This window comes from Marinomonas sp. 5E14-1 (assembly GCF_039939215.1).
Lineage (GTDB): Bacteria > Pseudomonadota > Gammaproteobacteria > Pseudomonadales > Marinomonadaceae > Marinomonas.
On record NZ_JBDXMW010000003.1, the window covers coordinates 255,683 to 274,202 of the forward strand.

The window sequence follows — 18,520 nt, forward strand, 5'->3', positions numbered from 1 at the left end:
ACATAAAATAGTTTTTATATGAAAATACTATTCGATATAGCCGTTACTTTTATTCTGTTACACATTATTTATTTCCATCCCACAAACAAAGAAAAGGAATAAACATGCTTTACTCTATCATCGGTGAAGACGTTCCAAATAGCTTATCCGCTCGTCAATCTGCGCGCCCAGCACATTTAGCCCGCTTAGAAGAACTGAAAAATGCCGGCCGTTTAATCGTATCTGGGCCAAACCCAGCCATTGACTCTAACGATCCAGGTGAAGCAGGCTTTACTGGCAGTGTTGTCATTGCTGAATTTCCAAGTCTTGAAGAAGCAAAAGCATGGGCAGATGCCGACCCATATGTTGCCGCTGGAGTTTATCAAACAGTTACTATAAAACCCTTCAAGCAAGTTTTCTAAGCCATTGCTTGCTCTGTAGTAAATGAGCTTTTTTATGGCTAAGAAGCTCATTTCATTCAACATAAAAACTAGGCTTTTACGTCTGAATGACCAAGATCTCGCTCAGGATCAATCACATCACGCATTCTTTGCTTTAACACTTTCGCTTCAGGAAAACCTTCTTCCGCTTTGCGGCACCAAATTTCTTGACCATTGACTCGCACTTTAAAAATGCCCCCTTGGGTCGGTAACAAGGTCACACTCTTAATATCATCATCAAATGTCATTAATAGCTCTTGGGCTAACCAAGCAGCGCGCAACATCCAGCGACATAAAGTACAATACTCAATTTCTACGGCAGCAGTTCGCATTTGCTTTCTCTCCGGCACATTCACAAGTTCTTAATTTCCCAATAATATTGGGTGTATATTTAAAAAAGGAAGACTCTATGCGCAAATTTATCATTACTAGCCTTGCCCTACTCACTTTTTGTTCACCAATACAAGCAACCGAAGTAGATATCTTAACCAACCAAGGAACGATTCGAGTTAACCTCAAGGATGAAGCAGTGCCAAAAACCGTCGAGAACTTCCTACGCTACGTAGATGAAGGTTTCTATGAAAACACCATCTTCCACCGTGTTATACGTGGTTTCATGATACAAGGTGGTGGTTTTACTAAAGAACTAGAACGTAAGAAAACACACAAAGCCGTGGCTTATGAAGGCGATAATGGTTTGGCAAATATTCGGGGCACACTTGCTATGGCTCGCACTCAAAGCCCAGACAGCGCAACATCCCAATTTTTTATTAACCATGTAGACAATGTCTTCTTGAATCATGGTGCCCGCAACGGCGGTGCAGGTTATACGGTATTTGGTGAAGTTCTTTCTGGAATGGAAGTTGTCGATGCGATTGCCGCTTCCGCAACAACCACAGTTGGACCTTACCAAAATGTTCCTAGAACACCTGTCGTAATTGAGAGTATCACTCGTGTTAACTAGCTACCGACTCACAGAACCAAAATTAAACTGGGGGGAAGACGGTGCGCCCCATTCCACTCAATTTGATGACGTGTATTTTGATAAAGAATCTGGCTTAGAAGAAACTCGCTACGTTTTTTTAAAACAAAACAAACTGGCTGAACGCTGGGAAAAGCTGGAGCAAAATGCCTTTGTTATTGCAGAGACAGGATTTGGCACAGGCCTTAATTTCTTGTGTGCATGGCAATCATTTTTAGACACAGCTCCAGCGGATAAACAGCTGCATTTTATTTCTGTCGAAAAGTACCCTCTTTCAAAAGAAGCACTGAAAACAGCGTTAAAAATGTGGCCTTCTATCGATGATTTCAGTCAGCAATTAGTCGAAGCTTACCCTGAGGTTTGTCATGGTTTTCATCGAATTGAGCTTGAGCAAGGCCGAATTCAACTCACCTTGTGGTTTGGCGAAGCTGAAGAAGGTTTCGCGGCTCTAAACGCCGATGTAGACGCTTGGTTTCTTGATGGTTTTGCACCAAGTAAAAACCCAGAAATGTGGACAGAAAAACTTTTCCAACACATTCATAGATTGAGTCACCAAGGCACTACCTGTTCAACCTTTACAGCAGCAGGCATTGTCCGCAGAGGCTTAAAAGAAGTTGGATTCGATGTTAAGAAAGTAAAAGGCTTTGGCCAAAAAAGAGAAATGGTTGTCGCTGAGTTAACACAGTGCAGCAGCTCTGTTACAGAGCGCATGTCTCAAGGGGAAGCTTGGTTTAATATTCGATCTGAAGCCGCGCCTAAAGTTACTAAAGTCTTGGTGGTCGGTTCTGGTTTAGCCGGAGCTAATACAGCTTATGCATTGGCTCAACAAGGTCTTCAAGTGGTTGTTTGGGAAAAAGGAAGCCATATTGCTTGCGCAGCATCAGGCAATCCGCAAGGCATGCTTTACCCAAAGCTCACCGCACAAGACTCATTCCTAAATCGCTTTTATTTATCTGGCTATCTACACGCAACTCGACTCTACGCCAAGCTTGATAAAAACAAAGCGTTTTGGGATCAATGTGGACTTATTCAAACCCCCAAAAATGATAAAGAGAATGAGCGGTTCCAGACGCTTTTAGAAGCAAAGCTCTACCCAGAAATTGTTCTACAAGCCTCAAATGAAAAACCAGGCAGCATTCTACTACCTTTATCCGGCTGGGTTGCACCTAGTGAATTGTGCCGTACTCTTTTGTCTCACGATAATATTGAGGTGCAGCTCAACACACCTTTAGAGCAATTGGAACAAGTCACACAAGACTCAAACCGCTGGAAAGCCACGTCTGGCTCTAAAGCAGCACTTTTTTCTCATGTGGTGCTTTGTACCGCTAATGACACCAACACCTTAAACATCTCAACGAACCTGCCCATTAAGCCAGTTCGTGGGCAGGTTTCTTGCCTTACTTTAGAAAAAGCACTGCAATCTTGCTCAGAGAAAAACATCTCGCTCGACAAGGTTGCAATTGAAAAAGTGTTATGTGAATTCGGTTATGTGTCGCCGCCAATGAATGGTTTGATACATTTTGGCTCTACATATGATTTAAAAGACGACGATACTCAGGTGCGAGCAGAAGGCCATAAAAGAAATCTAACCATTTTAGAAACGCTTCTTGATGCGCCCAATGACACTTTCAAAACAGAGGATTGCGAAGGTCGAGCTTCATTTCGTTGTACCGTCTCAGATTACACACCCATTGTCGGCCCTGTCATGTCTGAAGATAGGTATCAAGAAGCTTATGCGCATTTGCAAAAGAACGCGAAATGGAAATCGGATAAAGTGGCCGAGACATTGAATCAGCTGTATTTGAATATCGGTCATGGCTCAAGAGGTTTGGTCTCAACGCCATTGAGTGGACAATATATTGCCAGTTTAATTACCCACACACCTTCATCTATTGAACAGGAAGTAAGTTATAAACTGCACCCGAGCCGATTCATCGTTCGAGAATTGAAGCGTCACCAAGGATAACCAATCAACCTGCATTGAGCCATTTCAATGCAGGTTTTGATTTTACTTTCTAAGATTCAAACAACTCACAAGCGCTTGGAATAAGCTCTGCTAATTTATTAGCTGTTTGTTGACGATAGATGTATTTATCCAGCTCAGGTGACAACGAACGTAATTTTTTGCTGAGCTGCAACAAATTTGGGTTCATCGGTTCATATGGATAAACATGATCTTGCAGACTCAATTTATGCAGTTCATCTAACTCATCTTGCAAAGTACTTTTCATCGCAAACAAACGATCTTTCTGGCTAATATCATTGGTTTCCCAATAAGCATCAGAAAAAGACGCATTCAGTTCATAAAAAATATGCAGTGCATCAGCAACATTCTTTTTAGACATATTATCTCCATCTTTATTAAGCAATCTTCGTATTGCCCCTTGTAATGTTTCACCCTAACCTTATAACCTACATTCTAAACATGAACAAATATAGGTGAATACCCCTTGAGTATAACAATGCCTCATGCCGTGACCCAAAACAATTTATGGCAATCTCTACAGGCCGAAGCAAAAAAACTTGCACAAGACGAGCCAATTTTAGCCAGCTACTTCAACACCACAATTTTACGTCATGACTCATTGTGTTCAGCGTTAAGCTTTTTACTCGCCAGTAAATTAGACAGCATATCAATACCCGCTATGGTTTTGCGAGAAGTATTCCAAGAAGCCATGGCAGATACTAACTCTGGCATTGTCAGCTCCATCGAGCAAGATATTTTAGCAATTAAAGAAAGGGACGCCGCTTGCGACACCCTTACAACGCCTTTGTTATTTTTTAAAGGTTTCCACGCGTTGCAAACATATCGCGTTGCAAACTGGTTATGGAAAAATAACAGAAAGAGTTTAGCCCTATATTTACAAGGGCAAATGTCTATGGTGTTTAGTGTAGATATTCACCCAGCTGCGACAATTGGCTGCGGCGTCATGCTCGACCATGCAACAGGTCTTGTTGTCGGTGAAACTTGCATTATTGAAGATAACGTCTCAATTTTGCAATCCGTTACCCTTGGCGGTACAGGAAAAGAGCACGGTGATCGTCACCCTAAGATTCGTTCTGGAGTGCTCATTGGCGCTGGTGCGAAAATTCTGGGCAATATCGAAGTAGGTGTTGGTGCAAAAATCGGTGCCGGAAGTGTTGTGCTAGAAGCGGTTGAGCACCATACAACGGTAGCAGGTGTCCCAGCGAAAGTCGTCGGACGCAACACGGAAGAAGAGCCTGCTCTGGAGATGGATCACAATATCAACCATTGCCTGCGTGATAGCTCGAAATAATCACAGATTATTCACTGCTCTGAAAAATAATTACGATCTCATATGAGGTCGTAATTATTTAAAGCATCCTTTGGAACCATTTTGATGGTTTCACTCTCCGTATCAAACAGTAGGAACGCATCACCGCTTTCTAAAGCGCGTAATGCTTGTTTACGCTTCTGTTCAATCGATAAATCATACTCACCGTAATCTGTACCATCACGGGACACAATATCGTCTAAGATAGTGTCTAGTGTAGAAGCGTCCAATGAGCCATGAGGTATCAAAGTATCCATTACAGTGCTCCATGCTCATGTAACAAAGCAATCACACCAGCCTCATCTATAATAGGCACATTAAGGGATTGCGCCTTAGTGAGTTTTGAACCTGCTTTTTCACCAGCCACTAAACAGTCTGTTTTTGCCGAAACAGAACCACTTACTTTAGCACCAAGAGCCAACAACTTATCTTTGACTTGATCTCGGCTAAATTGGCTTAGAGAGCCTGTCACCACATAAACTTTTCCTGCTAATGGAAGTTCTTCAAGTGATGCTTGTTGTTTTTTCTCCCAAGTCACACCGGCTTTTAACAAGCCATTAATCGTTTCTCTATTCGCTTCTTGAGCAAAAAACATTTTGACGTGTTGCGCGACAATCGGACCCACATCATCCACTTCCACCAGTGTTTCTTGCTCAGCCGCCATTAAGTCTTCCAGCTCATTGAAGTAGCTGGTTAATGCTCGCGCAGTTGCTTCACCCACTTCACGAATACCTAAAGCGTATATAAAGCGATTAAACTGCGTTGCTTTCGCACTTTCAATCGAGCTGAGTAGCTTTTCTAGCGACTTCTGGCCCATACGTTCCATCTTCAAAAGAGCTTCTCTCTTCTCGTGCAAGGTGAAGATATCAACAGGGTCTTTGACCATTTTCTGGTCTACTAACTGTTCAATTAATTTATCTCCTAGACCATCAATATCCATCGCCTTACGCGAGACAAAATGCTTCAAGGACTCTTTTAATTGAGCACCACAAACCAAGCCACCAGTACAGCGAATAACCGCTTCCCCTTCCACTTGCTCAACATCCGAATGACAGATAGGACAAGTGTTTGGAAAATCCACCTCAAAAGTGTTCTCAGGGCGTTTTTCAACAACCACTTGCACCACTTTTGGAATCACATCACCTGCACGGTGAATGATGACATAATCGTTTACTTGAACACCCAAACGCGCAATTTCGTCTTTATTGTGCAATGTTGCATTAGAAACCGTTACGCCACCAACAAAAACAGGCTCAAGTCTTGCAACGGGCGTAATAGCCCCCGTTCGCCCAACTTGAAAATCGATTCCCAATACTCTTGTCATTTCTTCTTGGGCGGGGAATTTTCTCGCGATCGCCCATCGAGGTGCACGAGCAATAAAGCCTAGCTGGTTTTGCAATGCAATTTTATCGACTTTATAAACAATTCCATCAATGTCATAAGTCAGGTCTGTGCGCTTTTCATTGAGCATTTCATAGTACTCAATACAGCCTTCAGATCCTTCAACACGCTGCATCAGATCATTGATACGGAACCCCCATTCGCTTAACTGCAACAGACCATCATAATGGCTTTCAGGCTGCTCCCAACCTTCCACATAACCAATAGAATAGGCACACATCACCAAAGGACGCGACGCAGTAATTTTAGGATCTAATTGGCGCAAGCTACCTGCTGCAGCGTTGCGAGGGTTTACGAAGACTTTGTCGCCTTTCTCGGCCGCCAACTTGTTCAATTTTTCAAAGCCGTCTTTTGGCATATAAATTTCACCACGCACTTCCACAACGGCAGGAGGTGTTTCTGTACGTAATTTTAAAGGAACGGAATAAAGGGTTTTAATATTGGATGTTATATCTTCACCTGACAAACCATCGCCACGAGTCACACCACGAACCAAACGCCCTTCTTCATAACGCAAGCTAATGGCCAAACCGTCTAATTTTGGCTCACAGCAATACACAAGCTTTTCTGCATTAAGCAATTTTCGAATACGCTGATCAAAGTCAGCTAAAGATTCATTATCAAATGCATTATCCAAAGACAGCATAGGAACAGTATGAGCAACATTGGCAAAACCATTATCAGGCTTTTCACCAACACGTTGGGTTGGTGAATCTGGTTGAATCCAATCTGGCTGACTTGACTCGATCGTTTGAAGCTGAAGATAAAGACGGTCGTATTCCGCATCAGGAACAATAGGTTCATCTTTTACATGATAAGCATAACTGTAATCGTTAAGTTTCTGAATCAAGTCCAGCATTTGCTGTTGCGTCATGTTTATTTCTTGGCTCATATATTAAGTAAACTCAAAATTTTGTGTCTAAAACAATCAAGGCCCCTTAGGGCCCTGATTTCTTCTTAGATCTGGTTTTCTATTGTTTGTTACGCATTAGTCGGCGACGTTCAAAATCTCGTATTCGCTGACGACAATGAGCAATCGTTTGCTCACTCATCGGCGTTCGACGCTCGTCGTATAATTCACCACCGAGATTTCTTACTAGGGTTTGGGCTGTTTCAAGCATAAAGTCAAATGCTTTCATGCTGTTTTTAGGCCCTGGTAAGCCCATAAAAAAGCTCACACCAGGCGATTCACCTTCACCCATGGTTTCTAAGTCAAAGGTGCCCGGCTCAATGGCATTTGCCATGCTAAATTGAACTCGACCACGATCAAAACCATCTTCATGACGGTGGAAAATGTCCATATCGCCATAACGCATGCCGCAGTTCAAAATAAGCTGAAGCAATTCCATACCAGCAAAGTTTTGGTCTTCCGGCGCAAAGATGTTTATAACAATGACTTCTTCAATTTCAGCCGGTACTGCTTCTTCATCGAAATCATCCTCTTCCAAGTCATCAATAATGCCTTGAGGTGTTACCTGACCAATATCAACTTCAGAATAACTACGCTCATAATCTTCTTCATCCTGATAATCAGTGCTACTCTGAGCGCCAGCTGGTGCATCGAGGTCAAGCTCATCTTGCTCATAAAAGCCATCATCTAAATAGTCTTGATCGGCCATGGCTGTGCCATCAAACTCTTTTTCTGGCACCAAGGAAGCAAGTTCATCAAGATGCAGCTCGTCATCTCTATCTAACTCAGGGCCTGAGTCCACTTTATGAGGCATGTCGGTCAGAGGTGCATTAGCCGTTTTCCGTGCATTTTCAAAGGCATTTACAATAGGATTTTGAGACGATCCTGTACGCTCATCATATTCACCTTTTTTATACGACGTAGGAGCTTGGGTAAATGACGTTACGTCATCCAAGTCTTCCAGTTCATCATAACTATCATCTGATTGAGCAAACTCTTGCCCTTTTTTATAGCGACGAAATCCATCTATGAGGATAACGACAATAATGACAACCCCAATCAAGATTAGCCACTCACGCAAGCTAAATTCCATTACACATTCCGAATTACATCTATTTAAGTTGGCAGTATTATCAAACGAAGCGCCTTAGGATTCAATTATAAGGACACATTGATTACGATAATCTCTTTACTATTTATAACAGAACCTTCTTTTATACCGATAATTTGTCCTTTTGTCAGATCATTGTCATTAACACTCGACAATTTCACGACCAAATCGACTTGTTCAATTTCCGCCAAGGTCGCTGTTGGCATCAGAGCATCAAGATTTGTTAACAAAATCGGTTGACCTAGCTCATCGGGAAATACTCTCTGTATCGCCACTGGCATTTTTTGCCCTTCGGCTAAAGCATAAATCAACAACACATCATTGGAATGCCATTGCAGGTTACGTTGGTCCCACTCTATTTTGACCGCAATTTGATCAGTAATAATAGGAGCGACTTGATCATAGCCAATATTGCCTTCTTCACGAGCTTTGTTAATAGCAGACATCAAGGCAATACGTTCTGTAGAACGAGGATTATAACGAATGGCTTCTTGCCACGCTAAAACAGCGTCAAGATAATTCTTCTGATCAAATTCCGACACACCTTTTAAACCCAAAGCAGTGGCTTCTGTCGGTACATCATTTAGTATTTGATCCACTACTCGACGCATTTTATCTGAACTTTGATTGCCGCTCGCATAAAAAATAGTTTGCGCATATTCAACTAATAAACTTATGCGGTTTTCAGCGCTTTCTGGCAATTTTTCTAATGCTTTTTCAAAAGCGATAACAGCCTCGTTGTATTTTTCCGCACTGACAAAGTCCGTGGCTTCGTAATACCAATCTTCTGCTCGGTCGTAGCGACGGCTTCGATACTGAAGAAAATCGCTTATTTTTTCTGGTGTTAGTTGTTGGCTTTGCAAATTTTGTGTAAAAGCAACTTCTTTTGAATACCCAATCCACTGATAAAGACTCACACTGCCTAAGGTGGCAGTAGAAATGATCAACAACATGACCCAATGAGCCAACCGAGAATCGCTTCCAAAAGAGTAAGATCGCATAGTGGAATTTTGATTTGACTCGTGCTTAATATCTTCTAAAAGCTGCTTCGATTCCAATTCTGTTAATCGGCCAGCGTCCACTTCTTCTGCAATCTCCAACCTTCGTACATTGGCAAAATTTGACGGAATCTTGTTCGTATTCTTAGCAGAACCTAATGTGATTGAGTAATAAAGAAATAAAATACTCAACACCATCATGGCGCACATAATTAAATAAGTCACAATCATAAAGAAGCCTCACATTTTCTTCTGTTTGCCCTTAAGACTAGAACAAAAGCGACAAGTCCCAACCCAAGTAAAATAAAAGGCCCATACCAGAGCAAAAAAGTTGCAGAAGATTGTTGTGGTCGATAAAGCACAAACTCACCATAGCGAGCGACCATGTATTCAATAATTTCTTGGTCTGTTTTTCGATTTTCGATCATTTGATGAACTTGCTCTCGTAAATCAACAGCAATACCAGAAGCCGAGTCCGCTAAATTCTGATTCTGACATTTTGGGCAACGCAACTCTTCAATCAAATTTTGGTAGCGTGTTTTATTCAAAGCAGAACTAAATTGCATAATTTCATCCGCCATACTACTGGCAGAAAAAGCCAATACAACCCATACGACAAATGCTTTCAGTGAAGTCATTGTAAATAGCCTCGAATCTCTGGCCAGTTTTCCGCCGTAATGGGACCCTGATGTCGATACACAATGTCACCAGAACGGTTTACAACAAAGGTTTCTGGAGCACCAGTCACTCCTAAATCAACACCAAAGTGACCCAATTCATCCATCAATATCATTGTGTATGGATTACCTTTTTCACTGAGCCATTGTTCAGCCAACGACTTCTCATCTTTATAATCCACACCTACCAAGGTCACACCTTGCTCGGCAAGTTCCGCTAAAAATGGATGCTCGACATGACACGCAGGACACCAAGTTCCCCAAAAATTAATCAAATAAGCCTGTTTGGGTAAATCCTCTTGAGTCAGAGGTTGATCGGTTTCCAATGAGATCAACTTAAAGTCTGGTACCTTTTTTCCAATCAAAGCCGAAGGCATATATTGTGTGTCTTTACCTAACTGAAGATAGAAGAAGGCGCCCAATATCAAAAACACGAAAAACGGAATAAAGAGTAAAATTTTACGCATTGGCCGCATCTACTCGTCTTTTATAACGCTTATCCAGTGCCGCTAATAAACCACCAGCCATCATCATCAAACCGCCTAACCATATCCAGCGAACAAAGGATTTAACATAAATCCGAACGCCCCAAGCAGCACCGTCGAGTTTTTCGCCTAAGGAAATATATAAATCCCGCGTAAAACCAGCGTCCAACGCGGCTTCTGTCATAACTTGCTGCCTTGTTGTGAATAAACGCTTTTCAGGATGCAGTTCTGCAACAAACTCGCCATTTTTGTAAGCCACAAAATGCCCTTTATCAGCAACATAATTTGGCCCTCTCACTTGCTCTAAAGCATCAAATCTAAATTCATAACCGGCAACATTAGCTGAGTCTCCTGGAGAGAGTCTTAATAAAGACTCACTGCTATTGAGGCTAACTAAAACAATTCCAACTAACGAAACAACAATGCCAAGGTGAGCCAATAACATTCCGTAATAGTTTCTTGGCAGTTGGCGAGCACGAGGAATAATACCTTTGGTTCCAGCCGAAACCTTGCTAAACCAATCGCCAAAAGATAAACAAACAACCCAGAAGACAACCGCCAAACTCAACCAAGCAATGAAGTTCAGCTCATAAATAAAGATAACAATGGCAGACAGCAATATCGACAAAGCCGCCGACACCAAACAAGGCCATAGGAAAACATTGGCTTTGGTGTGATGCCATTTTGAAAGAGGGCCAACCGCCATAAAGACAATTAACAATAGCGCAATCGGAGTAAATACCGTATTAAAATAAGGTGCTCCAACAGATATTTTTCCTAAACCCAAAGCATCAAAAATCAATGGATATAAAGTGCCAAGCAACACTGTCAGCGTTAGCACTGTGAGTAGAATATTATTCAGCAACAACCAAGCTTCTCGACCTGTCACACCAAATGACACGGTCGATTTCACTTGCGCGGCGCGAATAGCGTATAACAATAAACTACCACCAACGAACAAGAACAATAAGGCTAAAATAAAGACGCCACGAGTTGGGTCGGCAGCAAAGGCATGCACAGACGTTAAAACACCAGACCGAACCAAAAACGTGCCTAGCAGAGACAAACAAAAAGTAAAGATAGCCAGTAAAACCGTCCAGCTTTTAAAAACACCTCGTTTTTCTGTCACGGCTAACGAATGCAATAAGGCCGTTCCAGCTAACCAAGGCATGAAAGACGCATTTTCAACTGGATCCCAAAACCACCAGCCTCCCCAACCAAGCTCATAATAAGCCCACCAACTTCCCAAAGTAATGCCTAGCGTTAGAAACGCCCATGAAGCCGCCGTCCAAGGTCTTGTCCAGCGAGCCCAAGAAGAACTTAAGTTTCCTGTAATAAGTGCAGCAACTGCAAAAGCAAAAGCAATAGAAAAACCAACATAGCCTATATATAAAAGCGGCGGATGAACAATCAAACCAAAATCTTGTAATAACGGATTTAAGTCACCACCATCTACCGGAGTATTAGGTAACAAGCGAACAAAAGGAGAAGAAGTAAAAAGAAGAAAGGCCAGAAAACCTGTACTTATAATCCCTAAAACAGCCAAAACAATAGGGCCAATGTCTTTTGGAAGCGTTTTTATTTTTAACGCCACAGCAGAGCACCAACTAACTAAAATCAACGACCAAAGTAACAAAGAACCTTCATGGCCGCCCCAAACAGCACTCAGTTTGTACCAAATTGGCAGTTGAGTATTTGAGTTCTGACTAACGTACAAGACAGAAAAATCATCGATTGCAAAAGACCAAGCTAATATAACAAAGCCAACTAACACCCAAAATGACATTATGAAAGTGAGCGGCCTAGCCATTTCCAGGAGCAAGCGGTTATTAGCCCAGTAACCAAGCAAGGGAACAAAAGCCAGAAAAAAGGCAAAAAACAATGACAGTATTAACGAGAACTGACCAATTTCGGGAAGCATATAAAGCCTAAATTAATGAGTAAATTATTCTTTCGACGTCGTCTTTGATGGTTCGCCTTGGGCATTTTCTAATGCCTCTGTGACTTCTGGCGGCATATATTTTTCATCGTGTTTTGCCAGTACTTGAGTCGCTTCAAACACACCGTCACGATTTAACTTTCCTTGCGCCACAATACCCTGCCCTTCTCTAAATAAATCAGGCAAGATCCCACTAAACTCAACTTTCACTTTATGTTGAAAATCAGTCACATCAAAAGAAACCGCTAAAGTCTCTGGATGACGAACAACACTACCTTCAACCACCATTCCACCTGCACGGATATTCGCATTGTATGGCGCCTCATCTGCGGCTATCTGAGAAGGTGAATAAAACAGGTTTATATTTTGTTGAAGCGCATACATAACCAAACCAACAGCCGCCCCTAGCGGCATAAAAATGATTAGGACGACCAATAAGCGTTTTTTCCTAACAGGATGCATCAGATAGTTTCATCTCTTTTAAAGCGTTTACGCAGTGTCTTTTGTACATGTCGGCGTTTAGATAAAGTCGACCAAGTTATAAAGATTAAAGACACGACACTAAATCCATATACGGACCAAACATACACACCGTGTCGACCCATTTCAAAAAAGTCAGTTAGGCTGTCAAAGGCCATGTTTCATCACCTCTTCTTTCACCCAATGCGACCTGTGTTCCCGAGCCAAAATTTCCGTCTGCATACGCCATAATGCCAGCCCAGCAACCAAACAATACAAGCCAATTGTGGAGAACAATAAAGGAAACCACATTTCCATTGGCATCGCTGGTTTTTCCGTCAATGTGAATGTTGCCCCTTGATGTAACGTATTCCACCACTCAACAGAGTATTTGATAATAGGCAAGTTGAGTAACCCAACCACACTCAACACTGCAACCGCCTTATTGGCTAATAGCAGATCAGTCAATGAATTCTGTAGTGCTATAATTCCCATATACAATAAAAAAAGCACCAGCACAGAGGTTAATCTTGCATCCCAAACCCACCAAGTCCCCCAAGTCGGCTTTCCCCAAATTGCACCAGACACCAGAGCCATTAACGCCATAACTGCACCAATAGGAGCAACGGCTTTAATAAAGATAGGGGCGATTTTCATTTGCCAAATAAGGAAAACCAACCCAGAAACGCCCAAAGCGAGATAGCATGACTGAGCCAACATAGCGACAGGAACGTGAATATAAATAATCCGGAAGCTGTTACCTTGTTGATAATCTGCAGGAGCAAAAGCCAGCCCCCAAATCAAACCAACCACTAAACTGACACAACCAACAATAAATAAAGGTAACGCCCAAGGTTTGGAATAATGAAAAAACCACTTCGGCGCCCCTAATTTGTGAAACCAAGCCCAATTCATTAGTTTGTACTCGCTTTTATAACAATTGCTGCCATACAAGGAGCAATTACCAAAGACAATAAGAAAATAGCCAACAAGATCGCCAACAAACCTAAATAAGGCAGCCCTAATTGAGCCGCTCGCACAGCCGACGTGGCAAAAATGATAACCGGTAAATAAAAGGGCAAAATCAAAAGCATCACCAAAATAGCACCTTGTTTTAAGGAAACCGTTAAAGCCGCACCAATTGCACCGATTAAAAACAAACTCGGCGAGCCAATCACCAGAGTGGCCATAAGCACCCAAAAACAACCATCTGGTAAATACAACATTTCGGCTAACAGAGGCATCATGAATAACAATGGTAAAAATACAACAAGCCACTGCGCCGTTGTTTTAAGCAACAGCAATAAAGGCAAAGACAACCCACTAATAATCAGCTGCTCTAATGAGCCATCAATATAATCTTCTTTAAACATACTTTCTGTTGCCATAAGAACCGCAAGCAGCATCGCACACCAAACAATCCCATCGGCCGCTGGCGCTAAAAATTCAGCAGAAGGGTTAACCCCTAAAGGAAACAAAACGACAACCATTAGAAAAAACAAAAGCGCGTTAAAAATGTTTTGCTTACGTCGCCATAAGACTAAAACCTCGGCTCTGATAAAAGATAAATACGTCATATAGGCAAGCAAATGTCTCTAGATTGAATAGACAACAAATCTTGGTGTGTTGTTAACACCACTGCACCACCTGATGCTGTATGTTGCGCTATGCGCTTTTCTAAAATGTTCACACCTTCGGTATCTAAAGAGGCAAAAGGTTCATCTAATAACCATAGTTTTTGTTTGCTTAGCCATAATCGAGACAAGGCCACACGCTTTGTTTGACCTGCGGACAAGGTGCTGACAAAAGAATCTGAAAAAGCTAACAACCCCAAAGTATTTAATGCTGAATGCAATTCATCGGATGAAGATGTAGGGCAATACCAACGAAGATTCTCTTCAACACTGAGGGCTTTTTTCACACCTGCCGAATGACCTAAATATAAGGTATTCTCCTGTAGGGTTTGGCGCTTCTCTGTTACTTCTTGACCTTCATAAAATATATACCCTTCTAATGGCGACAACATGCCTGCAATCACCTTCAACAAAGAGCTTTTCCCCATTCCGTTCTCACCTAAGATACGAAGAACATCACCAGACTGAACATCGAACGAAAGGCTTATACAAAGATCCCTCCCTCCGCGCTCAATCCAAAGGTCTGATATTGTTAAAAAAGAAGAAGATTGCAAAAGATTTATCCATTCGGGTCGATATATTAATCAACATCATTAGTGAATATTAAAGCTCTCGTATTATATGAGATTCTTTCTTAAATAACGAACTCGTAGGCAAGCACATGATCTCTGACATCAGTTCAACGCTCAATACAAACTCTAACAAGCAGAATATGAACGGCACAGTTTCAAGTCATACAGGGACGCTTGCTAAACTCGTAAATGAACTCAAGTTCATTGAGAATATGAGCTTAATTAAATTTCAAGGCAGTGAAACTCTCAACCACCAAGGTAAGCCTGTTCAACTTTTACACGCCATCAGCTCACAACAGCCTTTTACCTTAATTAATACAGGGACGCCAATTGATCTTAATGACATCAAAAGTGCTCAACTCAATAAAACTAACCCGCTTCAAGCCACTTTAACCACAACAAAAGAAAGCTTGCCTACACAAACCAATCAACCTCAAGTAGCTCAAACAAGCCGTACAGAAAATTTAGTGCTCGCTTCTCGAGCATTAAACCTGACTGTTATATCGACACCAGTTGCTGTCACTTCAACTACAAATCAGGCCACCAGCAATTCACAAAATAATACTCAGCCGAAGGCTCCTAGTTCGAATGCCTCTAATCCGATCGCGCCAGCAACAGCAAACACTCAAACGAACAATCAAGCCAACACCCAGCCAACACAAACGAATAATCAAACCAATACTCAGCCAACACTAACGAATAATCAGGCCAATACCCAGCCAACACAAACGAGTAATCAAGCCAATACCCAGCCAACACTAACGAGTAATCAAGCCAATACCCAGCCAACACTAACGACATTGGCTAATACATCAACACCTAAACCTTCTCAAGTAACACAAAGCAATGTAACACTCACAAACTCGACATCAGGAAACATAGTACCAAGCAATACCCCTTTCCTTGCTACGGTAACAGACGGTAAAACAGAATTTTCTATTCTAAGTCAAACCGAGTTAAAGCGAGGAGATGTTGTTCGAGTTCTTGTTGATACAAACAACCAAATGCAAGCATTGCCACCAAAAGCAGAAGCCGCTTCACTTTCTTCCCATCAAGAAGCTCTAAAACAGAGCCTACCAAAGCAACTGTCTTTAGAAGGTATGACTCAGCTAGTCAGGCAATTAAGCAACATGAGTGAAGCACCAAACCTTCCAACTCAAACACAACAAGCTCTAAAACAACTCGTACAGAGTTTGCCAACACTCACAGGCCTTACCTCTTCGCCAGAAGCCATGAAACAAGCAATCCAAACCAGCGGCACCTTTAGCGAGTCTCTACTTTTACAAGAAAATAAAACGCAACTTCCAGAAGATCTAAAGCTCAATTTGACTCGACTCAAAGATGTTCAAGAAAGTACTGGCACTATACGACTTGGTACAGTTCCAACAGAACAAATCGCAAATGCTATTGAACGAATTACCACCACCCAATTACGAAATTTTGCAGAGAATAACCAAACGATTTCTCCAACCTATCCTCTTCATATCGAGCTGCCTATTAGAAATGGCCTTACTCAGAATCTGGTACAAATAGAAATTCATAAGGACTCAAGCAATCAAGAAGAGCGAAAACAAGAAAGGCGTTGGCTAGTAAAACTTAAATTTGAGTTTGAAGAGACAGGAAAGTTTGAAGCAAGCACTAGCATACAAGCCAACAAAGTGAGCATTATTTTCATTGCAGAGAAAGCCGACACTCTGCATAAACTCAAGCAAAACATACCTAGATTAAAGGAACAATTACGGGACAAAGACATAGAAGTCGAAAGGCTGGACACATTTCAAGCAAAGCTGGCCAACCCTGAAAAAAGCCTACAAACACACATTAAACCTTTAATCGATGTGAGAACCTGATGAAGAAGGCCATTGCTCTAAAATATGACTACAATACAGCCCCTATTGTCAGCGCAAAAGGAAGTGGGTTATTAGCAGAAAAAATCATGGAGGTAGCAAAGGAAAACGATGTGATGTTACACCAAAGCCCTGAACTCGTTGAAATGCTAAGTACTTTGGAATTAGGGGAAGAGATCCCAGAATCACTTTATTTGGCGGTTGCTGAGATTATCGCTTTCGCCCACAAAGTGAAGGATTATTAATGGTAGTCTGAACTATGTTTATGACGAGACTCTTTTTTCAACAAGCTAATCAATTCTGCTTCAGCGCGGATCAATCCACACTTGGATACTAAATCATCAATCGTAGCGCCCATTTCCAATAGTTCCATGGCTCGATTATAAGAAACACTTCCCTCTTTCGACAGAATTTCGGATTGTTTCTCAACTGCGAGATTTAATTTCTTCTCAATGGTTACCAGTCGTCGCCCCATGCCAATTGACCCAGAGGCAAGTACTTGTACCTGCTTCTTATGGTTCTGATCCGACTCAACCTGCTGACGCTTGATCGCCTTCAGGTGTCTAGACATACGAAATGCCCAGACACTAACCGCAATTAAGAGGACAAATTGAAGTGTCAGTAAAAGGTTAAATAACCATTGAGATTCCATTAAATACAACTACCCTATTACTTACATTGAACTCACTTCAGACCATTCATCTTCTGATAGAAGCTTATCCAAATCTACAAGAATCAACAAAATATCATTTTTATGGCAAACACCTTGAATAAACTTAGAAGACTCTTCATTTCCTACACTTGGAGACACTTCGATCTCAGATTGGCGCAGGTAAACCACTTCAGATACAGCATCAACCAACATACCAATTACATGACCTTCTACTTCCAAGATCATGATTCGAGTTGAGTCTGTAATTTCACCAGGAGCTAAACCAAAGCGCTGGCGAGTATCCATGACAGTTACCACAGTGCCGCGCAAATGAATAATCCCCAAAACAAAACTTGGAGCACCCGGTACTGGAGCAATTTCAGAGTAACGCAAAACTTCCTTAACTTGCATAACATTTACACCATAGATTTCATCCTCTAGACAAAATGTCACCCACTGCAACATAGGATCTTCTGATTGAGTTTCACTTTTTAACGCTAAACTAGTCGACATTATTCATCTCCCACGATCAAAAGCTGATCATCACAATTATTTAAGCGAGTCTTTGAATCCATTTTTTGGATCTTCTAACAATTCTATAAAACCCTGTACATCAAGTATGGCACACATATGATCAATTACGGTACCTGCTAACCAAGGTCTTTTACTTCTATCACTTCGCCACCTTACTTGAGATGGCTCTAGGGTTATTGCTTCAGCTACGCGCTCACAGGCAACGCCCCAGTTGGATCTATCAAGTTGAATCACAAAATGAAACTGCTCTTTTAAATCACCTTCATAATGATTTGGCATTACCCATCTTGCCGTGTCCACAGCACGAAGGTTGAAGTCACCAATATTCGTGACGCCCATAAACCAATCCGGCTGTCCAAAGATAGAAGTTAATTTATCTTTTTCACTTTGAAAAATACCACCAAGCTCAATAAGTGGAACAGCCATTTTTAAGCCTCCAACATAAAAGAGTAAGCATTCAAAACGGCCAACAGCCCAAGGTAAAGGGTCTGTTTTCGATGTTTTTTGAACTGGCTCTGGCTCTGGCTCTGGCTCTGGCTCTGGCTCTGGCTCTGGCTCTGGCTCTGGCTCTGGCTCTGGCTCTGGCTCTGGCTCTGGCTCTGGC

At 41.8% G+C, this 18,520-nt stretch carries 23 protein-coding genes; 6 read left to right on the forward strand and 17 right to left on the reverse strand.

Annotated elements, in window-relative coordinates; genetic code table 11:
* The first annotated feature begins 104 nt into the window (after positions 1–104).
* A complete protein-coding gene (locus ABFY09_RS04195) occupies positions 105–401 on the forward strand; it encodes a YciI family protein (protein ID WP_347983040.1) in 297 nt (98 codons plus the stop codon).
* A gap of 68 nt (positions 402–469) precedes the next feature.
* On the opposite strand, the gene ABFY09_RS04200 is transcribed toward ABFY09_RS04195, so the two are convergent.
* A complete protein-coding gene (locus ABFY09_RS04200; protein ID WP_347983041.1) occupies positions 470–751 on the reverse strand; it encodes a SelT/SelW/SelH family protein in 282 nt (93 codons plus the stop codon).
* Between the two features lie 77 nt (positions 752–828).
* On the opposite strand from ABFY09_RS04200, the gene ABFY09_RS04205 reads away from it, so the two are divergent.
* Both ABFY09_RS04205 and mnmC read left to right on the forward strand, forming a co-directional pair.
* Entirely contained in the window at positions 829–1,383 is a 555-nt protein-coding gene (locus ABFY09_RS04205) for a peptidylprolyl isomerase (RefSeq protein WP_347983042.1), read from the forward strand.
* Positions 1,373–3,367 (forward strand): bifunctional tRNA (5-methylaminomethyl-2-thiouridine)(34)-methyltransferase MnmD/FAD-dependent 5-carboxymethylaminomethyl-2-thiouridine(34) oxidoreductase MnmC, encoded by a 1,995-nt coding sequence (gene mnmC / locus ABFY09_RS04210; RefSeq protein ID WP_347983043.1) that lies wholly within the window; start codon positions 1,373–1,375, stop codon positions 3,365–3,367. The genes ABFY09_RS04205 and mnmC overlap by 11 nt, the downstream gene beginning before the upstream one ends.
* Before the next feature lie 49 nt (positions 3,368–3,416).
* Here mnmC and ABFY09_RS04215 read toward each other — a convergent pair whose 3' ends face one another.
* On the reverse strand, positions 3,417–3,746 hold the full coding sequence (locus tag ABFY09_RS04215; protein WP_347983044.1) for a hypothetical protein: 330 nt from the start codon (positions 3,744–3,746) through the stop codon (positions 3,417–3,419).
* 117 nt (positions 3,747–3,863) lie between these two features.
* Between ABFY09_RS04215 and cysE the strand changes: the two genes are divergently transcribed.
* Entirely contained in the window at positions 3,864–4,679 is an 816-nt protein-coding gene (gene cysE, locus ABFY09_RS04220) for a serine O-acetyltransferase (protein ID WP_347983066.1), read from the forward strand.
* A 38-nt stretch (positions 4,680–4,717) separates the two neighbouring features.
* On the opposite strand, the gene ABFY09_RS04225 is transcribed toward cysE, so the two are convergent.
* The 12 genes from ABFY09_RS04225 to ccmA all read right to left on the reverse strand — a co-directional run bounded on the left by ABFY09_RS04225 (position 4,718) and on the right by ccmA (position 14,865).
* Complete coding sequence (locus ABFY09_RS04225) at positions 4,718–4,954, reverse strand: YheU family protein (protein WP_347983045.1); 237 nt, start codon at positions 4,952–4,954, stop codon at positions 4,718–4,720.
* On the reverse strand, positions 4,954–6,972 hold the full coding sequence (gene ligA / locus ABFY09_RS04230) for an NAD-dependent DNA ligase LigA (protein WP_347983046.1): 2,019 nt from the start codon (positions 6,970–6,972) through the stop codon (positions 4,954–4,956). The genes ABFY09_RS04225 and ligA overlap by 1 nt, the downstream gene beginning before the upstream one ends.
* A 97-nt stretch (positions 6,973–7,069) precedes the next feature.
* On the reverse strand, positions 7,070–8,101 hold the full coding sequence (gene zipA, locus ABFY09_RS04235; protein WP_347983047.1) for a cell division protein ZipA: 1,032 nt from the start codon (positions 8,099–8,101) through the stop codon (positions 7,070–7,072).
* 65 nt (positions 8,102–8,166) lie between these two features.
* Entirely contained in the window at positions 8,167–9,348 is a 1,182-nt protein-coding gene (locus tag ABFY09_RS04240; protein ID WP_347983048.1) for a hypothetical protein, read from the reverse strand.
* Entirely contained in the window at positions 9,345–9,755 is a 411-nt protein-coding gene (locus ABFY09_RS04245; protein ID WP_347983049.1) for a cytochrome c-type biogenesis protein, read from the reverse strand. Before ABFY09_RS04245 ends, ABFY09_RS04240 begins: the two co-directional genes overlap by 4 nt.
* A complete protein-coding gene (locus ABFY09_RS04250; RefSeq protein ID WP_347983050.1) occupies positions 9,752–10,261 on the reverse strand; it encodes a DsbE family thiol:disulfide interchange protein in 510 nt (169 codons plus the stop codon). The genes ABFY09_RS04245 and ABFY09_RS04250 overlap by 4 nt, the downstream gene beginning before the upstream one ends.
* Positions 10,254–12,200, reverse strand: coding sequence for a heme lyase CcmF/NrfE family subunit (locus ABFY09_RS04255; protein WP_347983051.1), 1,947 nt, complete (start codon positions 12,198–12,200; stop codon positions 10,254–10,256). Before ABFY09_RS04255 ends, ABFY09_RS04250 begins: the two co-directional genes overlap by 8 nt.
* A gap of 24 nt (positions 12,201–12,224) precedes the next feature.
* A complete protein-coding gene (ccmE, locus tag ABFY09_RS04260) occupies positions 12,225–12,680 on the reverse strand; it encodes a cytochrome c maturation protein CcmE (protein WP_347983052.1) in 456 nt (151 codons plus the stop codon).
* Positions 12,680–12,856 (reverse strand): heme exporter protein CcmD, encoded by a 177-nt coding sequence (ccmD, locus tag ABFY09_RS04265; protein ID WP_347983053.1) that lies wholly within the window; start codon positions 12,854–12,856, stop codon positions 12,680–12,682. The genes ccmE and ccmD overlap by 1 nt, the downstream gene beginning before the upstream one ends.
* Positions 12,846–13,592 carry a heme ABC transporter permease gene (locus ABFY09_RS04270; RefSeq protein ID WP_347983054.1) on the reverse strand — a complete coding sequence of 249 codons (747 nt, stop codon included), beginning with the start codon at positions 13,590–13,592 and terminating at the stop codon, positions 12,846–12,848. Before ABFY09_RS04270 ends, ccmD begins: the two co-directional genes overlap by 11 nt.
* Positions 13,592–14,254, reverse strand: a complete 663-nt coding sequence (gene ccmB, locus ABFY09_RS04275) for a heme exporter protein CcmB (RefSeq protein WP_347983055.1) — start codon at positions 14,252–14,254, stop codon at positions 13,592–13,594. The genes ABFY09_RS04270 and ccmB overlap by 1 nt, the downstream gene beginning before the upstream one ends.
* Positions 14,251–14,865 (reverse strand): cytochrome c biogenesis heme-transporting ATPase CcmA, encoded by a 615-nt coding sequence (gene ccmA / locus ABFY09_RS04280; protein WP_347983056.1) that lies wholly within the window; start codon positions 14,863–14,865, stop codon positions 14,251–14,253. Before ccmA ends, ccmB begins: the two co-directional genes overlap by 4 nt.
* A 107-nt stretch (positions 14,866–14,972) precedes the next feature.
* Between ccmA and ABFY09_RS04285 the strand changes: the two genes are divergently transcribed.
* Positions 14,973–16,733 (forward strand): flagellar hook-length control protein FliK, encoded by a 1,761-nt coding sequence (locus tag ABFY09_RS04285; protein WP_347983057.1) that lies wholly within the window; start codon positions 14,973–14,975, stop codon positions 16,731–16,733.
* Complete coding sequence (locus ABFY09_RS04290; protein ID WP_347983058.1) at positions 16,733–16,975, forward strand: EscU/YscU/HrcU family type III secretion system export apparatus switch protein; 243 nt, start codon at positions 16,733–16,735, stop codon at positions 16,973–16,975. The genes ABFY09_RS04285 and ABFY09_RS04290 overlap by 1 nt, the downstream gene beginning before the upstream one ends.
* On the opposite strand, the gene ABFY09_RS04295 is transcribed toward ABFY09_RS04290, so the two are convergent.
* From ABFY09_RS04295 to ABFY09_RS04305, 3 genes are all read right to left on the reverse strand, one after another.
* Complete coding sequence (locus ABFY09_RS04295; protein WP_347983059.1) at positions 16,972–17,382, reverse strand: DUF2802 domain-containing protein; 411 nt, start codon at positions 17,380–17,382, stop codon at positions 16,972–16,974. The genes ABFY09_RS04290 and ABFY09_RS04295 overlap by 4 nt on opposite strands.
* 21 nt (positions 17,383–17,403) lie before the next feature.
* On the reverse strand, positions 17,404–17,895 hold the full coding sequence (locus tag ABFY09_RS04300; protein WP_347983060.1) for a chemotaxis protein CheW: 492 nt from the start codon (positions 17,893–17,895) through the stop codon (positions 17,404–17,406).
* Positions 17,896–17,931: 36 nt separating this feature from the next.
* Positions 17,932–18,520: chemotaxis protein CheW (locus ABFY09_RS04305; RefSeq protein WP_347983061.1), on the reverse strand; the 589-nt coding region annotated here is incomplete at its 5' end.

Coding starts and splice junctions, on each gene's coding strand:
- ABFY09_RS04195 (WP_347983040.1), top strand. CDS start 105: ATGCTTTACTCTATCATCGGTGAAGACGTTCCAAATAGCTTATCCGCT.
- ABFY09_RS04200 (WP_347983041.1), bottom strand. CDS start 751: ATGCGAACTGCTGCCGTAGAAATTGAGTATTGTACTTTATGTCGCTGG.
- ABFY09_RS04205 (WP_347983042.1), top strand. CDS start 829: ATGCGCAAATTTATCATTACTAGCCTTGCCCTACTCACTTTTTGTTCA.
- ABFY09_RS04215 (WP_347983044.1), bottom strand. CDS start 3,746: ATGTCTAAAAAGAATGTTGCTGATGCACTGCATATTTTTTATGAACTG.
- cysE (WP_347983066.1), top strand. CDS start 3,864: ATGCCTCATGCCGTGACCCAAAACAATTTATGGCAATCTCTACAGGCC.
- ABFY09_RS04225 (WP_347983045.1), bottom strand. CDS start 4,954: ATGGATACTTTGATACCTCATGGCTCATTGGACGCTTCTACACTAGAC.
- ligA (WP_347983046.1), bottom strand. CDS start 6,972: ATGACGCAACAGCAAATGCTGGACTTGATTCAGAAACTTAACGATTAC.
- zipA (WP_347983047.1), bottom strand. CDS start 8,101: ATGGAATTTAGCTTGCGTGAGTGGCTAATCTTGATTGGGGTTGTCATT.
- ABFY09_RS04240 (WP_347983048.1), bottom strand. CDS start 9,348: ATGATTGTGACTTATTTAATTATGTGCGCCATGATGGTGTTGAGTATT.
- ABFY09_RS04245 (WP_347983049.1), bottom strand. CDS start 9,755: ATGACTTCACTGAAAGCATTTGTCGTATGGGTTGTATTGGCTTTTTCT.
- ABFY09_RS04250 (WP_347983050.1), bottom strand. CDS start 10,261: ATGCGTAAAATTTTACTCTTTATTCCGTTTTTCGTGTTTTTGATATTG.
- ABFY09_RS04255 (WP_347983051.1), bottom strand. CDS start 12,200: ATGCTTCCCGAAATTGGTCAGTTCTCGTTAATACTGTCATTGTTTTTT.
- ccmE (WP_347983052.1), bottom strand. CDS start 12,680: ATGCATCCTGTTAGGAAAAAACGCTTATTGGTCGTCCTAATCATTTTT.
- ccmD (WP_347983053.1), bottom strand. CDS start 12,856: ATGGCCTTTGACAGCCTAACTGACTTTTTTGAAATGGGTCGACACGGT.
- ABFY09_RS04270 (WP_347983054.1), bottom strand. CDS start 13,592: ATGAATTGGGCTTGGTTTCACAAATTAGGGGCGCCGAAGTGGTTTTTT.
- ccmB (WP_347983055.1), bottom strand. CDS start 14,254: ATGACGTATTTATCTTTTATCAGAGCCGAGGTTTTAGTCTTATGGCGA.
- ABFY09_RS04285 (WP_347983057.1), top strand. CDS start 14,973: ATGATCTCTGACATCAGTTCAACGCTCAATACAAACTCTAACAAGCAG.
- ABFY09_RS04290 (WP_347983058.1), top strand. CDS start 16,733: ATGAAGAAGGCCATTGCTCTAAAATATGACTACAATACAGCCCCTATT.
- ABFY09_RS04295 (WP_347983059.1), bottom strand. CDS start 17,382: ATGGAATCTCAATGGTTATTTAACCTTTTACTGACACTTCAATTTGTC.
- ABFY09_RS04300 (WP_347983060.1), bottom strand. CDS start 17,895: ATGTCGACTAGTTTAGCGTTAAAAAGTGAAACTCAATCAGAAGATCCT.